Below are 16,996 nucleotides of genomic sequence, written 5' to 3'. Positions count from 1 at the left end.
CAGGCGTGACGGGGTTTGCAGGCAGTGTGACGCTTACCGCATTTCCTGATCTTTCAGCCTGTTTCTTGAAAAACGGACAGTTTTTGCGAGGTTTACGGTCGAAAATTTAAGGTGAGGGGACGGGGCCTTAATTAATATTTTGAGAACATTTCTCATTGGTGGGGGCCGTTATGACCGTACTGCACAGCGCGGATTTTTTTCCTTCGGGTGGGTCGTCTGTCGCGATTGAACCGCGACTCCCTCAGGTGGCGTTCCCTGAGCATCATCATGATTTTCACGAAATTGTGATTGTTGAACACGGAACGGGGATCCATGTGTTTAACGGCCAGCCGTATACCATCAGTGGTGGGACGGTCTGCTTTGTGCGCGATCATGACCGGCACTTATATGAACATACCGACAACCTGTGCCTGACTAACGTGCTCTACCGTTCGCCCGATGCGTTCCAGTTCCTGTCCGGGCTGAACCATCTCCTGCCGCAGGAGAAGGACGGCATCTATCCTTCGCACTGGCGGGTGAATCAGTCCACGCTGCAGCAGGTGCGTCAGCTGGTGAGCCAGATGGAACAGCGCGACGAGGGACAGGAGACCCACGTCATCGCCACGCGTGAGCTGCTGTTTATGCAGCTGCTGGTGCTGCTGCGTCGCAGTAGCATGGTGGCCGGGCTGGGGAATAACGATGCGCGTTTGACTCAACTGATGGCCTGGCTGGAGGACCATTTCGCCGAGGATGTCTGCTGGGAAACGCTGGCGGATGATTTTTCGCTGTCGCTCCGGACCTTGCATCGTCAGCTGAAGCAGCAAACCGGGCTGACGCCCCAGCGCTATCTGAACCGTCTGCGCCTGATTAAAGCGCGCCATCTGCTGCGTCATACCGATGAGAGCGTCACGGATATCGCCTATCGTTGCGGTTTCGGCGACAGTAACCACTTTTCGACCCTGTTTCGCCGGGAATTTAGCTGGTCACCGCGCGATATTCGTCAGGGAAAGGACGCGTCACTGCAGTAACGCGAGGGTTGTCACCGTTTCCCGTGGGCAAAAACGCTAATAATGTCAGGTTATTTGCTGTCGAGGTGGTGTCGTGGTTGCTCAGCTAATGCTTCGCAAAGTGGATTTTTTTGCCTCCGCCGGCCAGGCCGTCGCGGTGGCGGATCGCTATCCGCAAAACGTCTTTGCCGAGCACACCCATGAATTCTGCGAGCTGGTGCTGGTGTGGCGGGGCAATGGCTTGCATATCCTCAACGACCGGCCCTACCGCATTACGCGTGGGGATCTGTTTTACATCCGTGCTGAAGACAAGCACGCCTACGCTTCGGTCAACGACCTGGTCCTGCAGAATGTGATTTATTGCCCCGACAGGCTGAAACTCAACGTCGACTGGGCGGCTTACATTCCGGGTTTTAATGATACGAAGTGCGCGGCGCACTGGCGACTGAGCAGTAACGGCATGACGCAGGTGCGACAGGTGATTTCTCAGCTGGAGCAGGAAAGCCAGAAAAGCGATCCTGAGGCTCATCAGATGGCAGAACTGCTTTTCGCCCAACTGGTCATGACGTTGGCGCGCCATCGCTACGCCATTGATAACCCGTCGGCTACCGCGCAGGAAGCCCTGCTCGATAAGCTCATTACCACCCTGGCGGGCAGCCTTAACAAAAGCTTTGTGCTGGAGAAATTCTGCGAGCAGGCGCAGTGCAGCGAGCGCGCGTTGCGCCAGCAATTCCGCACCCAGACCGGGATGACGGTGAACCACTATCTGCGCCAGCTGCGCATCTGCCATGCCCAGTACCTGCTTCAGCATACGGAACTGATGGTCAGCGATGTGGCGATGCGCTGCGGCTTTGAGGACAGTAACTATTTTTCGGTGGTCTTTAACCGCGAGGTGGGGATGACGCCGGTTCAGTGGCGTCATCGCAGTCGTAACGCGGCGTAATCAGTTCGCCATGCCGAGGCCCACAATGTTGGCCGCAATAATGATCACCACGCACCCCAGACTCAGCACGCCCACCGGGCGACGCCCGGCGTTGTTCCACTCTTTCAGAAGCAGACCCACCAGCCCACCGCACAGCACGTAGAAGCTCATGTGCAGCATCCAGCTCATATAGTCATACTGCGCCGGAATACTGGCGTGACCCCACGCGTAGAAGAAGAACTGGAGATACCACATCAGCCCGCCGAGCGCCGAGAGCAGCACGTTCCCGATAATCATCTGTTTAGCCAGCGAGAAGTCGGCTTTCAGTGACAAGGTCTTCACGTTTGCCAGACGGAAAAAACAGAAACCGAGGTTAACCACCGCTCCGCCACCCATGATCACCACATAGCTTGGCAGTGCCACGTACAGCGGGTCGACGCCCAGTGCGGCAGCGGCTTCATGCATCGGTTTGGCGGCGTTCATCGCGAATGACATGCCTGCGGAGAAGATCCCGCACATCACCGCCAGCAGCAGGCCTTTCTTCAGGTTGAACTCTTCGGCTCTGATGCCCATTTTGCGCTCTTTCAGCTGCCCTGCGCGGGTGACAATGCCCACGCCAATGACGGCCACCAGCACGCCCAGCAGCGTCATCTGGCCGCCTTTGGTGTTGATGAGCACGTCGACGTTGCCGTTGAGTATCGGCGTCATCAGAGTGCCGACAATCAGCGTAATACCAATCGCGATGCCAATGCCCATCGACATGCCGAGATAGCGCATGGTGAGGCCATAGTTAATGTTACCGACGCCCCACATGGCGCCAAAAAGAAAGACCGGCAGCAGGGTGGAGGCGTTAAAGGAGGAGAAATAGCCCCAGAAATCCGGGAGCAGCATGGCGCTGATGGTCCAGGGAAGAATTATCCACGAGACCACACCGCCGACGGACCACATGGTTTCCCATGACCACTGTTTGACCTGTTTAAACGGGGCATAGAAACAGGCTGCACTGGCCGCGCCTATCAGATGCCAGAAAATACCCATCGTAATCGCATGATTCATGTTTACATCCTCATCGTTTTTATATGCCGGTGGCTTCCCACCGACTCGATGAGTGTAAAAATTAAGCAGTCGGGTAACCTTCGGAAGGTTGCCGCACTTTGGTTTTGAATGGCAATCAACGCGTTAACCGGGTGAGCAGACTCACAATTTCAGCAATAATCGAAAACCGAATAACCTTATAAAAACTACGGCATTGATAATCATTTTCAATATCATTTAATTAACTATAATGAACCAACTGCTTACGCGGCATTAACAGCTGTGCCGCCCGACAATAATGGAGAGGATTATGAGTTATACACTGCCATCCCTGCCGTATGCCTACGACGCACTGGAACCGCATTTCGACAAGCAGACGATGGAAATCCATCACACTAAACACCACCAGACCTATGTGAACAACGCGAACGCCGCGCTGGAAAGCCTGCCAGAGTTCGCTAGCCTGCCTGTTGAAGAGCTGATCACCAAACTGGACCAGCTGCCAGCTGACAAGAAAACCGTTCTGCGTAACAACGCAGGTGGTCACGCTAACCACAGCCTGTTCTGGAAAGGCCTGAAAACCGGTACCACCCTGCAGGGCGACCTGAAAGCGGCTATCGAGCGCGATTTCGGTTCTGTAGACAACTTCAAAGCGGAATTCGAAAAAGCCGCTGCGACCCGTTTCGGCTCTGGCTGGGCGTGGCTGGTTCTGAAAGGTGACAAACTGGCGGTTGTTTCAACGGCTAACCAGGACTCCCCGCTGATGGGTGAAGCAATCTCTGGCGCATCCGGTTTCCCTATCCTGGGTCTGGACGTGTGGGAACACGCTTACTACCTGAAATTCCAGAATCGTCGCCCGGACTACATCAAAGCCTTCTGGGACGTGGTGAACTGGGACGAAGCAGCAGCGCGTTTCGCCGCGAAAAAATAAGGTTGCATTGACGCCTGTGAGAAGCGAGTCTGATGACTCGCTTTTTTTGTATCTGCAGAAAGGAGCAGCGATGCATTTTCCGGTGAATGTCTTTACAGGCAAGGTAAGGGAGTACGACGGCAGCCGCCCGAGCGCTATCGCCAAAATTCAGGTCGACGGCGAGTTGACGTTAACCGACCTCGGGCTGGTGGGCGATGAGCAGGCCGAAAAGAAAATCCATGGCGGGCCTGACCGCGCGCTGTGCCACTATCCGCGGGAACACTATCAGCACTGGATAACCGAGTTCCCCGAACAGGCGGATATGTTTGTCGCGCCAGCGTTTGGTGAGAATCTCTCAACGGAAGGGCTGACCGAGAAAAACATCTTTATCGGCGATATCTACCGCTGGGGCGATGCCCTGATTCAGGTGACGCAGCCGCGCTCGCCGTGCTTCAAACTAAACTATCATTTCGGCATCAGCGACATGTCTGCCCGGCTGCAGAGCGCGGGTAAAACGGGCTGGTTATATCGGGTGGTGCTGGCAGGTCAGGTATCGGCAGATGCGCCGCTGGTGCTGGCATCGCGCCTGAGTGATGTCTCGGTATATGACGCCTGCGCGATCGCCTGGCATATGCCGTTTGATGACGACCAGTACCATCGGCTTTTGTCCGCTGCAGGGCTGTCCACGAGCTGGACCCGAACGATGCAGAAACGCCGTTTAAGTAGCAAGATCGAAGATAATTCGCGGAGATTGTGGGGGAAATAGTTTCCCCGCAGGAGAGGCAAGCCGGGTCAGCGATACCGCCGCCCGGCTAAACGGCTACGAACGTTTATACAACGGCAGCCACAGCGTTAACCGCAACCCACCCAGCGGGCTGTCGTCGGCCTTCACCCAGCCGCGATGCTGCTGCATGGCGGTTTCAACAATCGCCAGACCCAGCCCCGTGCCGCCAGATTCACGGTCACGCGCCTCGTCGGTACGGTAGAACGGACGGAAAATCTGTTCGCGGTCTTCCGGGCTTACCCCAGGACCATCGTCATCAACGATGATGGTGATCCCGTCTTTATCCACCGAGAAGGCTACCTCAATCTTCGTGTGCGAATAGCGCAGGGCGTTACGCACGATGTTCTCCAGCGCGCTTTCCAGCGTGTTAGGGTTACCGTACAGCGGCCATGGCCCCGGCGGGAAGTTGACGGTAAAGGATTTCCCCATCTGCTCCGCTTCGAACGCCGCGTTATCCAGCACTTCATGCCACAGGTGGTTGGCTTTCACCGTTTCGCTCACCAGCGCATTTTTCTGCTGATTGCGCGACATGACCAGCAGGTCGTTAATCATGCTGTCCAGACGATGCGCTTCCGTTTCAATACGTTCCAGCTCTTTGCTCTCACCGCTGCGGCGACGCAGCAGCGCGGTGCCGAGCTGTAAGCGCGTGAGCGGCGTGCGCAGCTCGTGCGAGATATCCGACAGCAGGCGTTGCTGTGCCGTCATCATGCGGTCGAGGGCGCTCACCATCTGGTTAAAACTGGTCCCGGCGGCAAGGAACTCCTGTGGACCAGCTTCCAGTTCAGGGTGTTGTCGCAGGTTACCCTGCGCCACTTCGTCCGCCGCGTTTTTCAGCTTACGCGCCGGTTTCGCCAGACTCCACGCCAGCCACAGCAGCAGCGGTGAGCTGACCAGCATGGTGACAATCAGCAGCAGAAGCGGACGGTCAAACAGCAGGTTGATGAAATCGGACTGGGAGTTGCTCGCCGGGCGGATCAGGTAAAGCTGGTAATTATCCTCGCCATCTCTGACGGAGAAGGGGCCCACCATCTCAACCCGACCGTATTTTTTCTTCTGAGGATGGTCGGCGTTATCCGCCTGACCAATGAAGTTACGGATGATCTGCATTTCATTGCGATCGGCGCCAATCACGCGCCCTTCGCTGGTCACCAGCAACAGGCGCTGGCCTGGCGGTGCCCATTTGTCGATAGCGCGAAACAGCCTGCGCCACCACATTAAATCGTTCGGCGGGTCGTTTGCCAGCTCGGCTTCCACGTGCTGCTCGATCATCACGCCCTGACGTTGCTCGCTGTCGAGAAGCTCCGTCATCTGGCGTGAGTCGAGTTTTGGCAACATCAAAACGAGCATTAAAACCAGTGCCAGCGTCAGCCAGAAAATGGCGAAGATGCGGGCTGTTAAGCTTCCTATCATGAAGCGGAAACCATCAGATAACCGCGACCACGCAGGGTTTTAAACCACGGGTGTCCGTCCTTGCGTTCCGGCAGCTTGCGGCGCAGGTTCGAGATATGCATATCGATGGCGCGATCAAACGGGGTGAGGCGTTTGCCGAGCACTTCCTGGCTCAAATGTTCACGCGATACCACCTGGCCGAGGTGCTGGGCCAGCAGATACAGCAGGGTGAACTCGGTGCCAGTCAGTTCCAGCGTTTCACCGTCAAAACTCGCTTCCTGACGGCCCGGATTCAGGCTCAGGGAGTCGACTTCCAGCGTCGGTGAACTGTTGTCGCTGTTCTGCTGCTGTTCGCTCCAGTGAGAACGACGCAGGATAGCGCGAATACGGGCAACCAGTTCACGGTCGTTAAACGGCTTTGGTAAATAGTCATCCGCGCCCAGCTCAAGGCCAAGTACACGGTCAAGTTCGCTGCCACGAGCGGTCAGCATAATTACGGGCGTCTGGTGTGTCTGGCGAAGCTCTTTCAACGTATCAATGCCGTTTTTCTTCGGCATCATCACGTCGAGCAAAAGTAAATCGATGCTGTCGTCAAGGAGACTCAGCGCCTGCTCGCCATCATGGGCAACCAGAACGTTGAAACCTTCCATGTCGAGCAACTCCTTTAAAAGGGATGTGAGCTCTCGGTCATCATCAACTAACAGGATTTTATTCATTGTTTAAATACCTCCGAGGCAGAAATTACGACATCAAGGCTATCTAATCCATGACTTTACGTTGTTTTACACCCCCTGACGCATGTTTGCAGCCTGAATCGTAGACTGTCTCTCGTTGAATCGCGACACGAAAGATTTTGGGAGCAAGTGATGCGCAAAGTTACCGCTGCCGTCATGGCCTCAACGCTGGCGTTCAGTACATTAAGCCAGGCCGCTGTAGCTATCCCCGGCGATAACGGGCCCTCAACGGAGGGGGCAACGCAGCACAGCAGCCAAAGCCATATGTTTGATGGCATAAGTTTAACCGAACATCAGCGTCAACAGATGCGAGATCTGATGCAGAGGGCACGACACGACCAGCCCCCTGTTAATGTTAGCGAAATGGAGACAATGCACCGCCTTGTCACCGCAGAAAAATTTGACGAAAGCGCTGTACGCGCTCAGGCCGAAAAAATGGCACAGGAGCAGGTTGCCCGCCAGGTAGAGATGGCGAAGGTCCGCAACCAGATGTTCCACCTGCTAACGCCCGAGCAGCAAGCGGTTTTGAACACAAGACATCAGCAGCGAATGGACCAGTTGCGTGAGGTTGCACGGATGCAGCGAAGCTCAGAAACAACGTTTTTCAGTAGCAATAGCAGTACCCGTAGTAACCAGTAAACCCTGTTTTCCTTGCCATAGACACCATCCCTGTCTTCCCCCACATGATGTGGGGGTTTTTTTTGCCCTTCATTCTGCTTTGTTAACCGTTTATTCATCCTTTGACTCCCCATGCTTCCGTTATACTAGCGGCATGACATGACAGGAGCGTTTATGAATCAATCCTATGGAAGACTGGTAAGTCGGGCAGCGATTGCAGCGACCATCGTGGCTTCAAGCCTGTTAGTGATTAAAATTTTTGCGTGGTGGTATACCGGCTCAGTCAGTATTCTCGCGGCGCTGGTGGACTCGTTGATGGATATTGCCGCCTCGCTGACGAACCTGCTGGTTGTGCGTTACTCGCTGCAACCGGCGGATGAAGAACACACGTTTGGGCACGGGAAAGCCGAATCGCTGGCCGCGCTGGCGCAAAGCATGTTTATTTCCGGCTCCGCGCTGTTTCTGTTTTTAACCGGTATTCAGCATCTCGTCTCGCCGTCACCGATGAACGATCCCGGCGTGGGCGTGGTCGTGACGATTGTGGCACTTATATGCACACTTGTTCTGGTAACGTTCCAGCGCTGGGTTGTTCGCAAAACGCAAAGCCAGGCTGTACGGGCGGATATGCTTCATTATCAATCTGATGTTATGATGAATGGCGCTATTCTTATTGCGCTCGGTCTGGCCTGGTATGGCTGGCATCGGGCCGATGCGTTGTTTGCGTTAGGGATTGGCATCTATATTTTATATAGCGCCTTACGGATGGGGTATGAAGCGGTGCAATCGCTTCTGGACCGCGCCCTCCCGGACTCAGAACGTAATGAAATTTTTTCTATCGTGACCTCCTGGCCTGGTGTCAGAGGTGCACACGATCTTCGAACGCGGCAGTCAGGGCCGACCCGCTTTATTCAGATTCATATTGAAATGGAAGACAACCTGCCACTGGTTCAGGCTCACGTTATTGCTGAGCAGGTCGAGCAGGCGATTTTGCAGCGTTTTCCTGGTTCAGACGTCATTATTCACCAGGATCCCTGCTCGGTTGTACCCGGACATGTTGAGCTTTCGTAATTGGTTGTAAAAAAGTGAGCCAGGCCAGCATTTTGTGTATAAATTACCGCCATTTGGTCTGACCTGAATCAATTCAGCTGGAAGTGATTGATATACTATTTGCAGTATTCGTTGGTCGATAAATTCTTCCGGCAACAGATTTCAATTTTGCATTCCTAAGTTCAGAGGTAGTCATGATTAAGAAAATCGGTGTGTTGACAAGCGGCGGTGATGCGCCGGGCATGAACGCGGCAATTCGTGGGGTTGTCCGTTCAGCGCTGACGGAAGGCCTGGAAGTTTTTGGTATCTATGATGGTTATCTGGGCCTGTATGAAGATCGCATGGTTCAGCTCGACCGTTACAGCGTGTCCGACATGATCAACCGTGGCGGTACTTTCCTCGGTTCTGCGCGCTTCCCGGAATTCCGTGATGAACACGTCCGTGAAGTGGCTATTGAGAACATGAAAAAACGTGGCCTCGACGCACTGGTTGTTATTGGTGGTGACGGCTCGTACATGGGTGCAAAACGTCTGACTGAAATGGGCTTCCCGTGCATCGGGCTGCCGGGTACGATCGACAACGACATCAAAGGCACTGACTACACCATCGGTTATTTCACCGCACTGGGCACCGTTGTTGAAGCGATTGACCGCCTGCGCGACACCTCTTCTTCCCACCAGCGTATCTCCATCGTGGAAGTGATGGGCCGTTACTGTGGTGACCTGACGCTGGCTGCGGCCATCGCCGGCGGTTGTGAGTTCGTGGTGGTTCCGGAAGTGGAATTCAGCCGTGAAGATCTGGTGGCTGAAATCAAAGCGGGTATCGCAAAAGGCAAGAAACACGCCATCGTAGCCATCACCGAGCATATCTGTGACGTTGACGAGCTGGCGAAGTACATCGAAACCGAAACCAAACGTGAAACGCGCGCTACCGTTCTGGGCCACATCCAGCGTGGGGGTTCCCCGGGTCCATACGACCGCATCCTGGCATCACGTATGGGTGCATACGCCATTGAACTGCTGCTGCAGGGTCATGGCGGTCGTTGCGTCGGTATTCAGAACGAAAAACTGGTTCACCATGACATCATCGACGCCATTGAAAACATGAAGCGTCCGTTCAAGGGTGACTGGCTGGACTGCGCAAAAAAACTGTACTGAGCGGTGACTTTCCCCCGGTCGCGCTGAGTTAACCGGGTCTGCAGTCCACGCTCATAAAGGCCGGGTAAGGCGATATCGCCGCCCGGTTTTTTTATGCCTGCCCGTTTTTTATTCCTCTATGTTATAGCCAATCTTTTTTTATTCTTTAATCATTGGTTAGCTTTCTGGCACGCTGCAAGCATCAAAACACTACACAAGAGATCCGGGCGATGAATAAATGGGGCGTGGGGTTAACATTATTGCTGGCATCGACCAGCGTTCTGGCTAAGGACATCCAGTTACTGAACGTGTCATACGACCCGACGCGTGAGCTGTATGAGCAGTACAACAAAGCCTTCGCGGCACACTGGAAACAGGAAACCGGCGACAACGTGGTGGTGCGTCAGTCGCATGGTGGCTCCGGTAAGCAGGCGACTTCAGTCATCAACGGGATTGAAGCCGACGTGGTTACCCTGGCGCTGGCCTATGACGTCGACGCCATCGCCGAGCGTGGGCGTATCGATAAAAACTGGATCAAACGCCTGCCGGACAACTCAGCGCCTTACACCTCGACCATTGTTTTCCTGGTGCGTAAGGGCAACCCAAAACAAATTCATGACTGGAACGATCTGGTTAAGCCAGGCGTTTCCATTATCACCCCGAACCCGAAAAGCTCGGGTGGCGCACGCTGGAACTACCTGGCGGCCTGGGGCTACGCGCTGCATCACAACAACGGTGACCAGGCGAAAGCCCAGGCGTTCGTGAAAGCGCTGTATAAAAACGTTGAGGTGCTGGACTCTGGCGCACGTGGTGCCACGAACACCTTCGTTGAGCGTGGGATTGGCGACGTGCTGATCGCATGGGAAAACGAAGCCCTGCTCGCCACCCACGAACTGGGTAAAGACAAGTTCGAGATCGTTACGCCAGGCGAATCTATCCTCGCCGAACCTACCGTTTCTGTGGTTGATAAAGTGGTTGAGAAGAAAGAGACCAAAGCGGTGGCGGAAGCGTACCTGAAGTATCTCTACTCGCCAGAAGGCCAGGAAATTGCGGCGAAAAACTACTATCGTCCACGCGATCCGGCGGTGGCGAAGAAATATGAAAGCGTCTTCCCGAAACTGAAGCTTTTCACCATTGATGAAGAGTTCGGCGGCTGGGCGAAAGCGCAGAAAGAGCACTTCTCTAACGGCGGAACTTTCGACCAGATCAGCAAGCGCTAAACGTTAGCAGGACAGACACGGTGACCCGGCGCGAGAAATCCGCCGGGTTTTTTATTTGGTCATCATTTTGCGTTACTCTTTCGCCACTATCGAAAACAGGGAACGCATTGTGAAAAAAATACTATTACTGATTCTGGTTGTCATCATTCTTGCCGCGGGTGGCTGGTACTGGATGAAAGCGGGTAATCCGAATGCGTTGCGTCATATCGTTCTCGACCAGTGTCTGCCGAATCAACTCCAGCACCGTAACCCGGCCCCGTGCGCGCAGGTGAAGCCTGATGCGGGTTATGTGGTGTTTAAAGACCGCAACGGGCCGCTGCAGTATCTCCTGATGCCGACTTACCGTATCAAAGGAACCGAAAGCCCGCTGTTGACCGAACCGAATACGCCCAACTTCTTCTGGCTGGCCTGGCAGTCACGCAACTTTATGAGCATGAAGCGCGGGGCCGAGGTGCCGGACAGCGCAATTTCGCTCGCCATTAACTCCCCGACAGGCCGTACGCAGAACCATTTTCATATCCATATCTCCTGCCTGCGCCCGGACGTGCGCGAGAAGCTTAATGCCGCACAGGGGCAAATCAGTACCCAGTGGTTACCGTTCCCGGGCGTGCTGGAAGGGCATGAGTACCTCGCCCGTCGCGTGACGGAAAATGAGCTGGTACAGCGCAGTCCGTTTATGATGCTGGCTGAAGAGCTGCCGGAAGCGCGTGACCATATGGGGCGCTTCGCGCTGGCCATGGCGCAGCAGTCGGATGGATCGTTTGTCTTACTGGCGACCGAACGTAACTTGCTGACCCTGAATCGCGCGTCGGCTGAGGAATTGCAGGATCATCAATGCGATATCCTGAAGTGACATCACCATAAATAGCGTTTACTCGTCCTGCCTGTCGCCGTAGACTTGCTGAAAAAAACGACAGGAGACAGGAATGTCGCTCTGGTTAACGCATCCTCTGTTTGTGCCCTCATTGATAGTCGGCGTCACCATCGTGCTGTGGGCGACGTCGCTATTGCCGGAATTTATCACCGCGCTGCTGTTTTTCACGGCGGCGATGACCGCCAGAATCGCCCCGGCGGAGGTGATTTTTGGTGGTTTTGCCTCGTCTGCATTCTGGTTAGTGTTTAGCGGCTTCGTGCTGGGGGTGGCAATCCGTAAAACCGGTCTGGCGGACAGGGCCGCACGGGCGCTGTCGGCAAAACTCACGGATTCGTGGGTACTGATGGTGGCAAGCGTGGTGGGGCTGAGCTACGCGCTGGCGTTTGTGATGCCGTCGAATATGGGCCGTATCGCGCTGCTGATGCCGATTGTCGCCGCCATGGCCAAAAGGGCCGCCATCCCCGACGGTTCCCGCGCGTGGTATGGCCTGGCGCTGGCCGTCGGGTTCGGAACCTTCCAGCTCTCGGCGACCATCCTGCCTGCCAACGTGCCGAATCTGGTGATGAGCGGCGCCGCGGAGGGTTCGTACGGGATCCATCTGAACTATGTCCCGTATCTGCTGCTGCATACACCCGTCCTCGGGATCCTGAAAGGGGGCATTCTGATCGGCCTGATCTGCTGGTTGTTCCCCGGCAGCCCGAAACCGGCCACCGATCTTACGCCGTCTGAACCGATGGGGCGGGATGAAAAACGTCTCGCCTGGCTGCTGGCGGTGGTGCTGGGGATGTGGGTGACAGAGAGCTGGCACGGCGTTGGACCGGCGTGGACGGGTCTTGCGGCATCGGTCATCGTCATGCTGCCACGCGTTGGGTTTATCACCGGTGAAGAGTTTTCTGCGGGAGTGAACATGCGCACCTGCATTTACGTGGCGGGGATTCTCGGGCTGGCGATTGTGGTGACCCAAACGGGTATCGGTTCCGCGGTGGGGGAGGCGTTATTGCGGTTTATGCCGCTTGATGCCAACAGACCGTTCACCAGCTTCCTGGCGCTTACCGGTATTACCACGGCGCTCAACTTCATTATGACCGCGAACGGTGTGCCAGCGTTGTATACCACGCTGGCACAGAGTTTTTCTGACGCCACCGGTTTCCCGCTGTTGTCGGTGATCATGATTCAGGTACTGGGGTATTCCACGCCGCTGTTGCCGTATCAGGCGTCGCCGATTGTGGTGGCAATGGGTTTAGGGAAGGTGCCTGCAAAGGCGGGGATGTTGCTCTGTCTGGCGCTGGCGATTGCAACGTATCTGGTGCTGCTGCCGCTGGATTATCTGTGGTTTAGCGTGCTGGGGAAAGTGTAATTTCCCTCCCCGGTGGGGGAGGGAAGTCGGTTTTTACGCCTGTTTAGCCGCTTCTGCTGCTTTAACGATCACCGCGAAAGCGTCAGCTTTCAGGGATGCACCGCCAACCAGCGCGCCATCGATGTCTGGCTGGGTGAACAGCTCAGCAGCGTTGGATGCGTTAACGGAACCGCCGTACTGAATAATTACCTGCTCAGCCACTTTCGCGTCCGCTTTAGCAATGTGGTCACGGATAAATTTGTGAACCGCCTGCGCCTGCGCAGGGGTCGCTGATTTGCCGGTACCGATCGCCCAGACGGGTTCGTACGCGATAACCGCGCCTTCGAATGCGGCAGCACCCTGCGTTTTCAGCACGGCGTCGATCTGACGAGCACACACTTCTTCCGTTTTGCCAGCTTCGTTTTCGGCTTCGGTTTCACCGATGCACAGAACCGGGATCAGACCCTGCTCTTTCAGCACCGCGAATTTCTTCGCGATAAATTCGTCGGATTCTTTGTGGTAAGTGCGACGCTCAGAGTGGCCGATGATGATGTATTTCGCGCCGATATCTTTCAGCATTTCAGCAGAGGTTTCACCGGTGAATGCGCCTGACAGGTTAACGTCAACGTTCTGTGCGCCCAGAATGATGTGGCTGCCGTCAGCGGCATGTTTAGCCAGATCCAGGTACATATCCGGCGGAGCGATAGCAACCGCGCAGCCCGTCACGCCCGCCAGCTCTTTACGCAGGTTCGCAACCAGTTCGTTTACCATGTGGCGGCTGCCGTTCAGTTTCCAGTTACCCATCACTAAAGGATGTCGCATTTCAATTCTCCACGCTAAATTAGCGAATTAAGGAATATGGCCGCCCTGTCGGGCAGCATGGTCTGTGAATCAGTATAGAGATTTTCCCTCGAAAGGCTTTGCTTTTTGTCATTAATTCGCCCCGCCGAGTGTGTCTGATAGTGCCAGCTTAATCGGTTCAACAGCGAAGGTCAGTCCTTTTTCGCCGTTATCTGCCACCACATAGCGTATGGCCCCTTCGGTATCGGCGTAGTAACGCTTGTTTTTACCGGCGGTGAGGAGTTTTTGCAGCTTTTGCTGGCTTTGCTTTTTGGTCAGTGCGGGCGTAAAAGCCTGCAGTATCGCGCTCATGTACTCGAGCGCTTTTGCCTTAGCGGCTTTCTGCTCTGGCCCCTGAATCGGCAGCCAGGTTATTTGCATGCTTTTGATTTTTAGCGTGCCGCGCTCCAGCGCAGTGGAGGCATATAAATTTTCGTTAATCTTGCTCGCAGCCCGGGTCAGGGTTGGCGTATCCCGGGAGCTGTCAATGGCGCGGAATTCATCCAGCGGTAGCGTGGGGTTGGTTTTATTGAAGGTTTCACGAAACTGGCTGATTGACTGATCGAACGAGGGCGCACCGGCCAGCAGATAGGGGGCTGTCGTCGGGGCAGTGGTTTCGGCGGCGTGCAGGGGGACACCCGCGATGAGCATCGCTAAACACAGGAAAAGAGAACGTGCCGAACTTTTCATCAACATTGCCCCTGGCCGTAAGTGTTCATGATTAAATCGATATCTGGTCGGCTTGTCAAAAGGTCACAACTCCAGGGTAAAATGCGCGCTATATGATAATAAGGAACCTTACATGACCATACAGCAGTGGTTGTTTTCATTCAAAGGGCGTATTGGACGCCGTGACTTCTGGATCTGGATGGCGACGTGGATCGTTGCCATGCTGCTTCTGTTTTTCGTGGCCTTCAACGCATGGCTCAGCACACAAACGGCGGCGTTTGCGCTGGTCTGTTTGCTGTGGCCAACAGCGGCCGTGGTGGTGAAACGTCTGCACGATCGCGGCCGTTCCGGCGCGTGGGCTTTTCTGATTATTCTGGCGTGGATGCTGGTGGCCGGGAACTGGTCGATACTTCCGTCCATCCTTCCCTGGGTGGTGGGCAGACTGCTACCAACCATTATTTTTGTCATGATGGTGGTCGATCTGGGCGCGTTTATCGGCACCCAGAGCGAAAACAAATACGGCAAAGACACCCTTGAGGTGAAATACCGCTGATCACCAGTAGTGTTCGGCAGTCATATGGCCCGGCCGGCGGCGAAGATGTTTCGTCATCTGCCGGGTATCCTTCAGAAGCTGCTGCGTGTCGCGAACCATCTGCGGGTTGCCACACAGCATGACGTGGCTGGTTTCAGCGCTCATCGGCAAGCCAATTGCGTCTTCCAGTGCACCACTCTCAATCAATGCCGGCACGCGGCCCGTCAGTGAACCTGCTGCGGTTTCGCGGCTGACCACGGTCTGAATTTTCAGTTTCCCGCCGTACTGCTTTTCCAGCGCCTGCATCTGCGGAAGATAGCTCAAGTCTGCGGCATAGCGCGCGGCGTGAACCAGCACGATGTTTTTAAAGCGCTCAAGGTCTTTGCCGTACTGCAAAATAGAGAGATAGGGGCCAATGGCCGTGCCGGTTGCCAGCATCCAGAGGGTGTCGCAGTCCGGGATTTCGTCCAGTACGAAGAAACCGGCCGCTTCACTCACAATTTGCACATCGTCACCGGGCTTAAGCGCGGCAAGGCGTGGGCTGAGTTTGCCGTCCGGGACGGTGACCAGATAGAACTCGAGATCCGGGTTATCGGGGGCATTAACGTAGGAATAGGCGCGCTGCACGCGCTCGCCGTCAACATCCAGCCCCAGCTTCGCAAATTGCCCGGCCGTAAACGGGTGGACGGGAGCATGCAGGGTGAGACTAAATAGCGCATCGGTCCAGAACTGTATTTTTGTGACTTTACCTGTTACCCAGTCCGCCATGATCTTCTCCTGTGCTTTTTCTCTGTTCTATCTTCCGGACTTGTGGCGAAGATTTCCAGCCCATTTGGGCCGGAAAGCTCTATCGATCAAACGGTTTTACAGAATGTGCGCCTGCACGTCAGGGTCTTTACGATCCAGATAGTGAACAGACTGAATGCGGCGAATGGTGCGCGATTTACCGCGGATCAGCAGGGTTTCGGTGGTGGCCATATTGCCCTTACGGGTGATGCCATCCAGCAGGTCACCTTTGGTGATGCCGGTTGCGGAGAAGACAACGTTGTCGCTGCGCGCCATGTCATCCAGCGCAAGCACCTTGTTGGCTTCAATACCCATCGCTTCGCAGCGTGCCAGCTCTTCTTCCCCAATACGGCGATTCTCTTCGCTGTCGCCTTTGACTTCATGACGGGGCAACAGACGGGCCTGCATGTCGCCATCCAGAGCGCGGATCACCGCGGCGGAGACCACACCTTCCGGCGCGCCGCCGATGCCGTAAAGCACATCCACTTCGCTGTCTGGCATGCAGGTCAGGATAGATGCTGCCACGTCGCCATCCGGGATGGCAAAGACGCGCACGCCGAGCTGTTGCAACTGGGCAATGGTGGCATCGTGGCGCGGTTTCGCCAGAATGGTCACGGTGAGCGCGCTAAGCGGTTTTTCCAGCGCCCTGGCAACGTTACGCAGATTCTCTTCCAGCGGCAGGCTCAGGTCGATAGCCCCTTTGGCGCCGGGGCCGACAATCAGCTTTTCCATGTACATATCCGGCGCGTTGAGGAAACAGCCTTTGTCCCCTACCGCCAGCACGGCCAGCGCGTTGGCCTGGCCCATTGCCGTCATGCGGGTACCCTCAATCGGGTCGACGGCGATATCCACGGCATCACCTTTGCCGGTGCCCACTTTCTCACCGATATAGAGCATTGGCGCTTCGTCGATCTCGCCTTCGCCAATGACGATGGTGCCATCGATATTGACCTGGTTAAGCACAATGCGCATGGCATGGACAGCCGCACCGTCTGCGGTATTTTTGTCGCCACGGCCAAGCCATTTATAGCCCGCCAGTGCGGCAGCTTCGGTGACGCGGGAAAACTCGATAGCCAGTTCACGTTTCATGAGGTACTCGTGCAATCAAAAGGAATTGCACGAAGTTTATCACAGAGTGGGGGTGGGTGCGGTCGGTCCCCTCTCCCCGGCGGGGAGAG

18 protein-coding genes are annotated in these 16,996 nt (G+C 55.5%); 11 read left to right on the top strand and 7 right to left on the bottom strand.

What is annotated here, in order from left to right; translation table 11 throughout:
• Positions 1 to 170 precede the first annotated feature (170 nt).
• Entirely contained in the window at positions 171 to 1,007 is an 837-nt protein-coding gene (rhaS, locus tag AC2FAP_RS22290; RefSeq protein WP_032680070.1) for an HTH-type transcriptional activator RhaS, read from the top strand.
• A gap of 73 nt (positions 1,008 to 1,080) precedes the next feature.
• Complete coding sequence (rhaR, locus tag AC2FAP_RS22285) at positions 1,081 to 1,929, top strand: HTH-type transcriptional activator RhaR (protein WP_025202748.1); 849 nt, start codon at positions 1,081 to 1,083, stop codon at positions 1,927 to 1,929.
• Here the strand turns inward: rhaR and rhaT are convergent, their stop codons facing one another.
• Entirely contained in the window at positions 1,930 to 2,964 is a 1,035-nt protein-coding gene (gene rhaT, locus AC2FAP_RS22280) for an L-rhamnose/proton symporter RhaT (protein WP_020883962.1), read from the bottom strand.
• 289 nt (positions 2,965 to 3,253) lie between these two features.
• Between rhaT and sodA the strand changes: the two genes are divergently transcribed.
• Positions 3,254 to 3,874, top strand: a complete 621-nt coding sequence (sodA, locus tag AC2FAP_RS22275; protein WP_014833772.1) for a superoxide dismutase [Mn] — start codon at positions 3,254 to 3,256, stop codon at positions 3,872 to 3,874.
• Positions 3,875 to 3,944: 70 nt separating this feature from the next.
• Entirely contained in the window at positions 3,945 to 4,619 is a 675-nt protein-coding gene (gene yiiM / locus AC2FAP_RS22270) for a 6-hydroxyaminopurine reductase (RefSeq protein WP_410779670.1), read from the top strand.
• A gap of 54 nt (positions 4,620 to 4,673) precedes the next feature.
• Here yiiM and cpxA read toward each other — a convergent pair whose 3' ends face one another.
• Entirely contained in the window at positions 4,674 to 6,047 is a 1,374-nt protein-coding gene (gene cpxA, locus AC2FAP_RS22265) for an envelope stress sensor histidine kinase CpxA (protein WP_010436910.1), read from the bottom strand.
• Entirely contained in the window at positions 6,044 to 6,742 is a 699-nt protein-coding gene (gene cpxR / locus AC2FAP_RS22260; protein ID WP_014172213.1) for an envelope stress response regulator transcription factor CpxR, read from the bottom strand. Before cpxR ends, cpxA begins: the two co-directional genes overlap by 4 nt.
• Positions 6,743 to 6,892: 150 nt before the next feature.
• Here cpxR and cpxP point away from each other — a divergent pair, with 150 nt between their 5' ends.
• The 6 genes from cpxP to AC2FAP_RS22230 all read left to right on the top strand — a co-directional run bounded on the left by cpxP (position 6,893) and on the right by AC2FAP_RS22230 (position 13,012).
• Positions 6,893 to 7,399 carry a cell-envelope stress modulator CpxP gene (gene cpxP, locus AC2FAP_RS22255; protein ID WP_020883960.1) on the top strand — a complete coding sequence of 169 codons (507 nt, stop codon included), beginning with the start codon at positions 6,893 to 6,895 and terminating at the stop codon, positions 7,397 to 7,399.
• A 153-nt stretch (positions 7,400 to 7,552) separates the two neighbouring features.
• Complete coding sequence (gene fieF, locus AC2FAP_RS22250) at positions 7,553 to 8,446, top strand: CDF family cation-efflux transporter FieF (RefSeq protein ID WP_020883958.1); 894 nt, start codon at positions 7,553 to 7,555, stop codon at positions 8,444 to 8,446.
• A 173-nt stretch (positions 8,447 to 8,619) separates the two neighbouring features.
• Positions 8,620 to 9,582, top strand: coding sequence for a 6-phosphofructokinase (gene pfkA / locus AC2FAP_RS22245; RefSeq protein WP_014172210.1), 963 nt, complete (start codon positions 8,620 to 8,622; stop codon positions 9,580 to 9,582).
• A 209-nt stretch (positions 9,583 to 9,791) separates the two neighbouring features.
• Positions 9,792 to 10,781, top strand: coding sequence for a sulfate ABC transporter substrate-binding protein (locus AC2FAP_RS22240; RefSeq protein ID WP_032680073.1), 990 nt, complete (start codon positions 9,792 to 9,794; stop codon positions 10,779 to 10,781).
• A gap of 109 nt (positions 10,782 to 10,890) precedes the next feature.
• A complete protein-coding gene (locus AC2FAP_RS22235) occupies positions 10,891 to 11,634 on the top strand; it encodes a CDP-diacylglycerol diphosphatase (RefSeq protein ID WP_449541865.1) in 744 nt (247 codons plus the stop codon).
• Positions 11,635 to 11,707: 73 nt separating this feature from the next.
• The gene (locus AC2FAP_RS22230) at positions 11,708 to 13,012 is read left to right on the top strand and encodes an SLC13 family permease (protein ID WP_185791918.1); all 1,305 of its coding nucleotides are present in this window, start codon (positions 11,708 to 11,710) and stop codon (positions 13,010 to 13,012) included.
• Between the two features lie 33 nt (positions 13,013 to 13,045).
• On the opposite strand, the gene tpiA is transcribed toward AC2FAP_RS22230, so the two are convergent.
• Together tpiA and AC2FAP_RS22220 are read right to left on the bottom strand one after the other, a co-directional pair.
• A complete protein-coding gene (tpiA, locus tag AC2FAP_RS22225; RefSeq protein ID WP_014172206.1) occupies positions 13,046 to 13,813 on the bottom strand; it encodes a triose-phosphate isomerase in 768 nt (255 codons plus the stop codon).
• A 111-nt stretch (positions 13,814 to 13,924) separates the two neighbouring features.
• Complete coding sequence (locus AC2FAP_RS22220) at positions 13,925 to 14,521, bottom strand: DUF1454 family protein (RefSeq protein WP_020883954.1); 597 nt, start codon at positions 14,519 to 14,521, stop codon at positions 13,925 to 13,927.
• Positions 14,522 to 14,633: 112 nt separating this feature from the next.
• Here AC2FAP_RS22220 and AC2FAP_RS22215 point away from each other — a divergent pair, with 112 nt between their 5' ends.
• Positions 14,634 to 15,053, top strand: coding sequence for a DUF805 domain-containing protein (locus AC2FAP_RS22215; protein ID WP_025202755.1), 420 nt, complete (start codon positions 14,634 to 14,636; stop codon positions 15,051 to 15,053).
• On the opposite strand, the gene fpr is transcribed toward AC2FAP_RS22215, so the two are convergent.
• Both fpr and glpX read right to left on the bottom strand, forming a co-directional pair.
• Positions 15,054 to 15,800 carry a ferredoxin--NADP(+) reductase gene (fpr, locus tag AC2FAP_RS22210; RefSeq protein WP_014172203.1) on the bottom strand — a complete coding sequence of 249 codons (747 nt, stop codon included), beginning with the start codon at positions 15,798 to 15,800 and terminating at the stop codon, positions 15,054 to 15,056.
• Between the two features lie 96 nt (positions 15,801 to 15,896).
• Positions 15,897 to 16,907: a class II fructose-bisphosphatase gene (gene glpX / locus AC2FAP_RS22205; RefSeq protein ID WP_044858132.1), complete on the bottom strand. Its 1,011-nt coding sequence runs from the start codon at positions 16,905 to 16,907 to the stop codon at positions 15,897 to 15,899.
• Between the last annotated feature and the right edge of the window lie 89 nt (positions 16,908 to 16,996).

The sequence above is a fragment of the Enterobacter cloacae complex sp. 394I7 genome (assembly GCF_057320345.1).
This window is presented reverse-complemented; position numbering and strand designations above follow the sequence as displayed.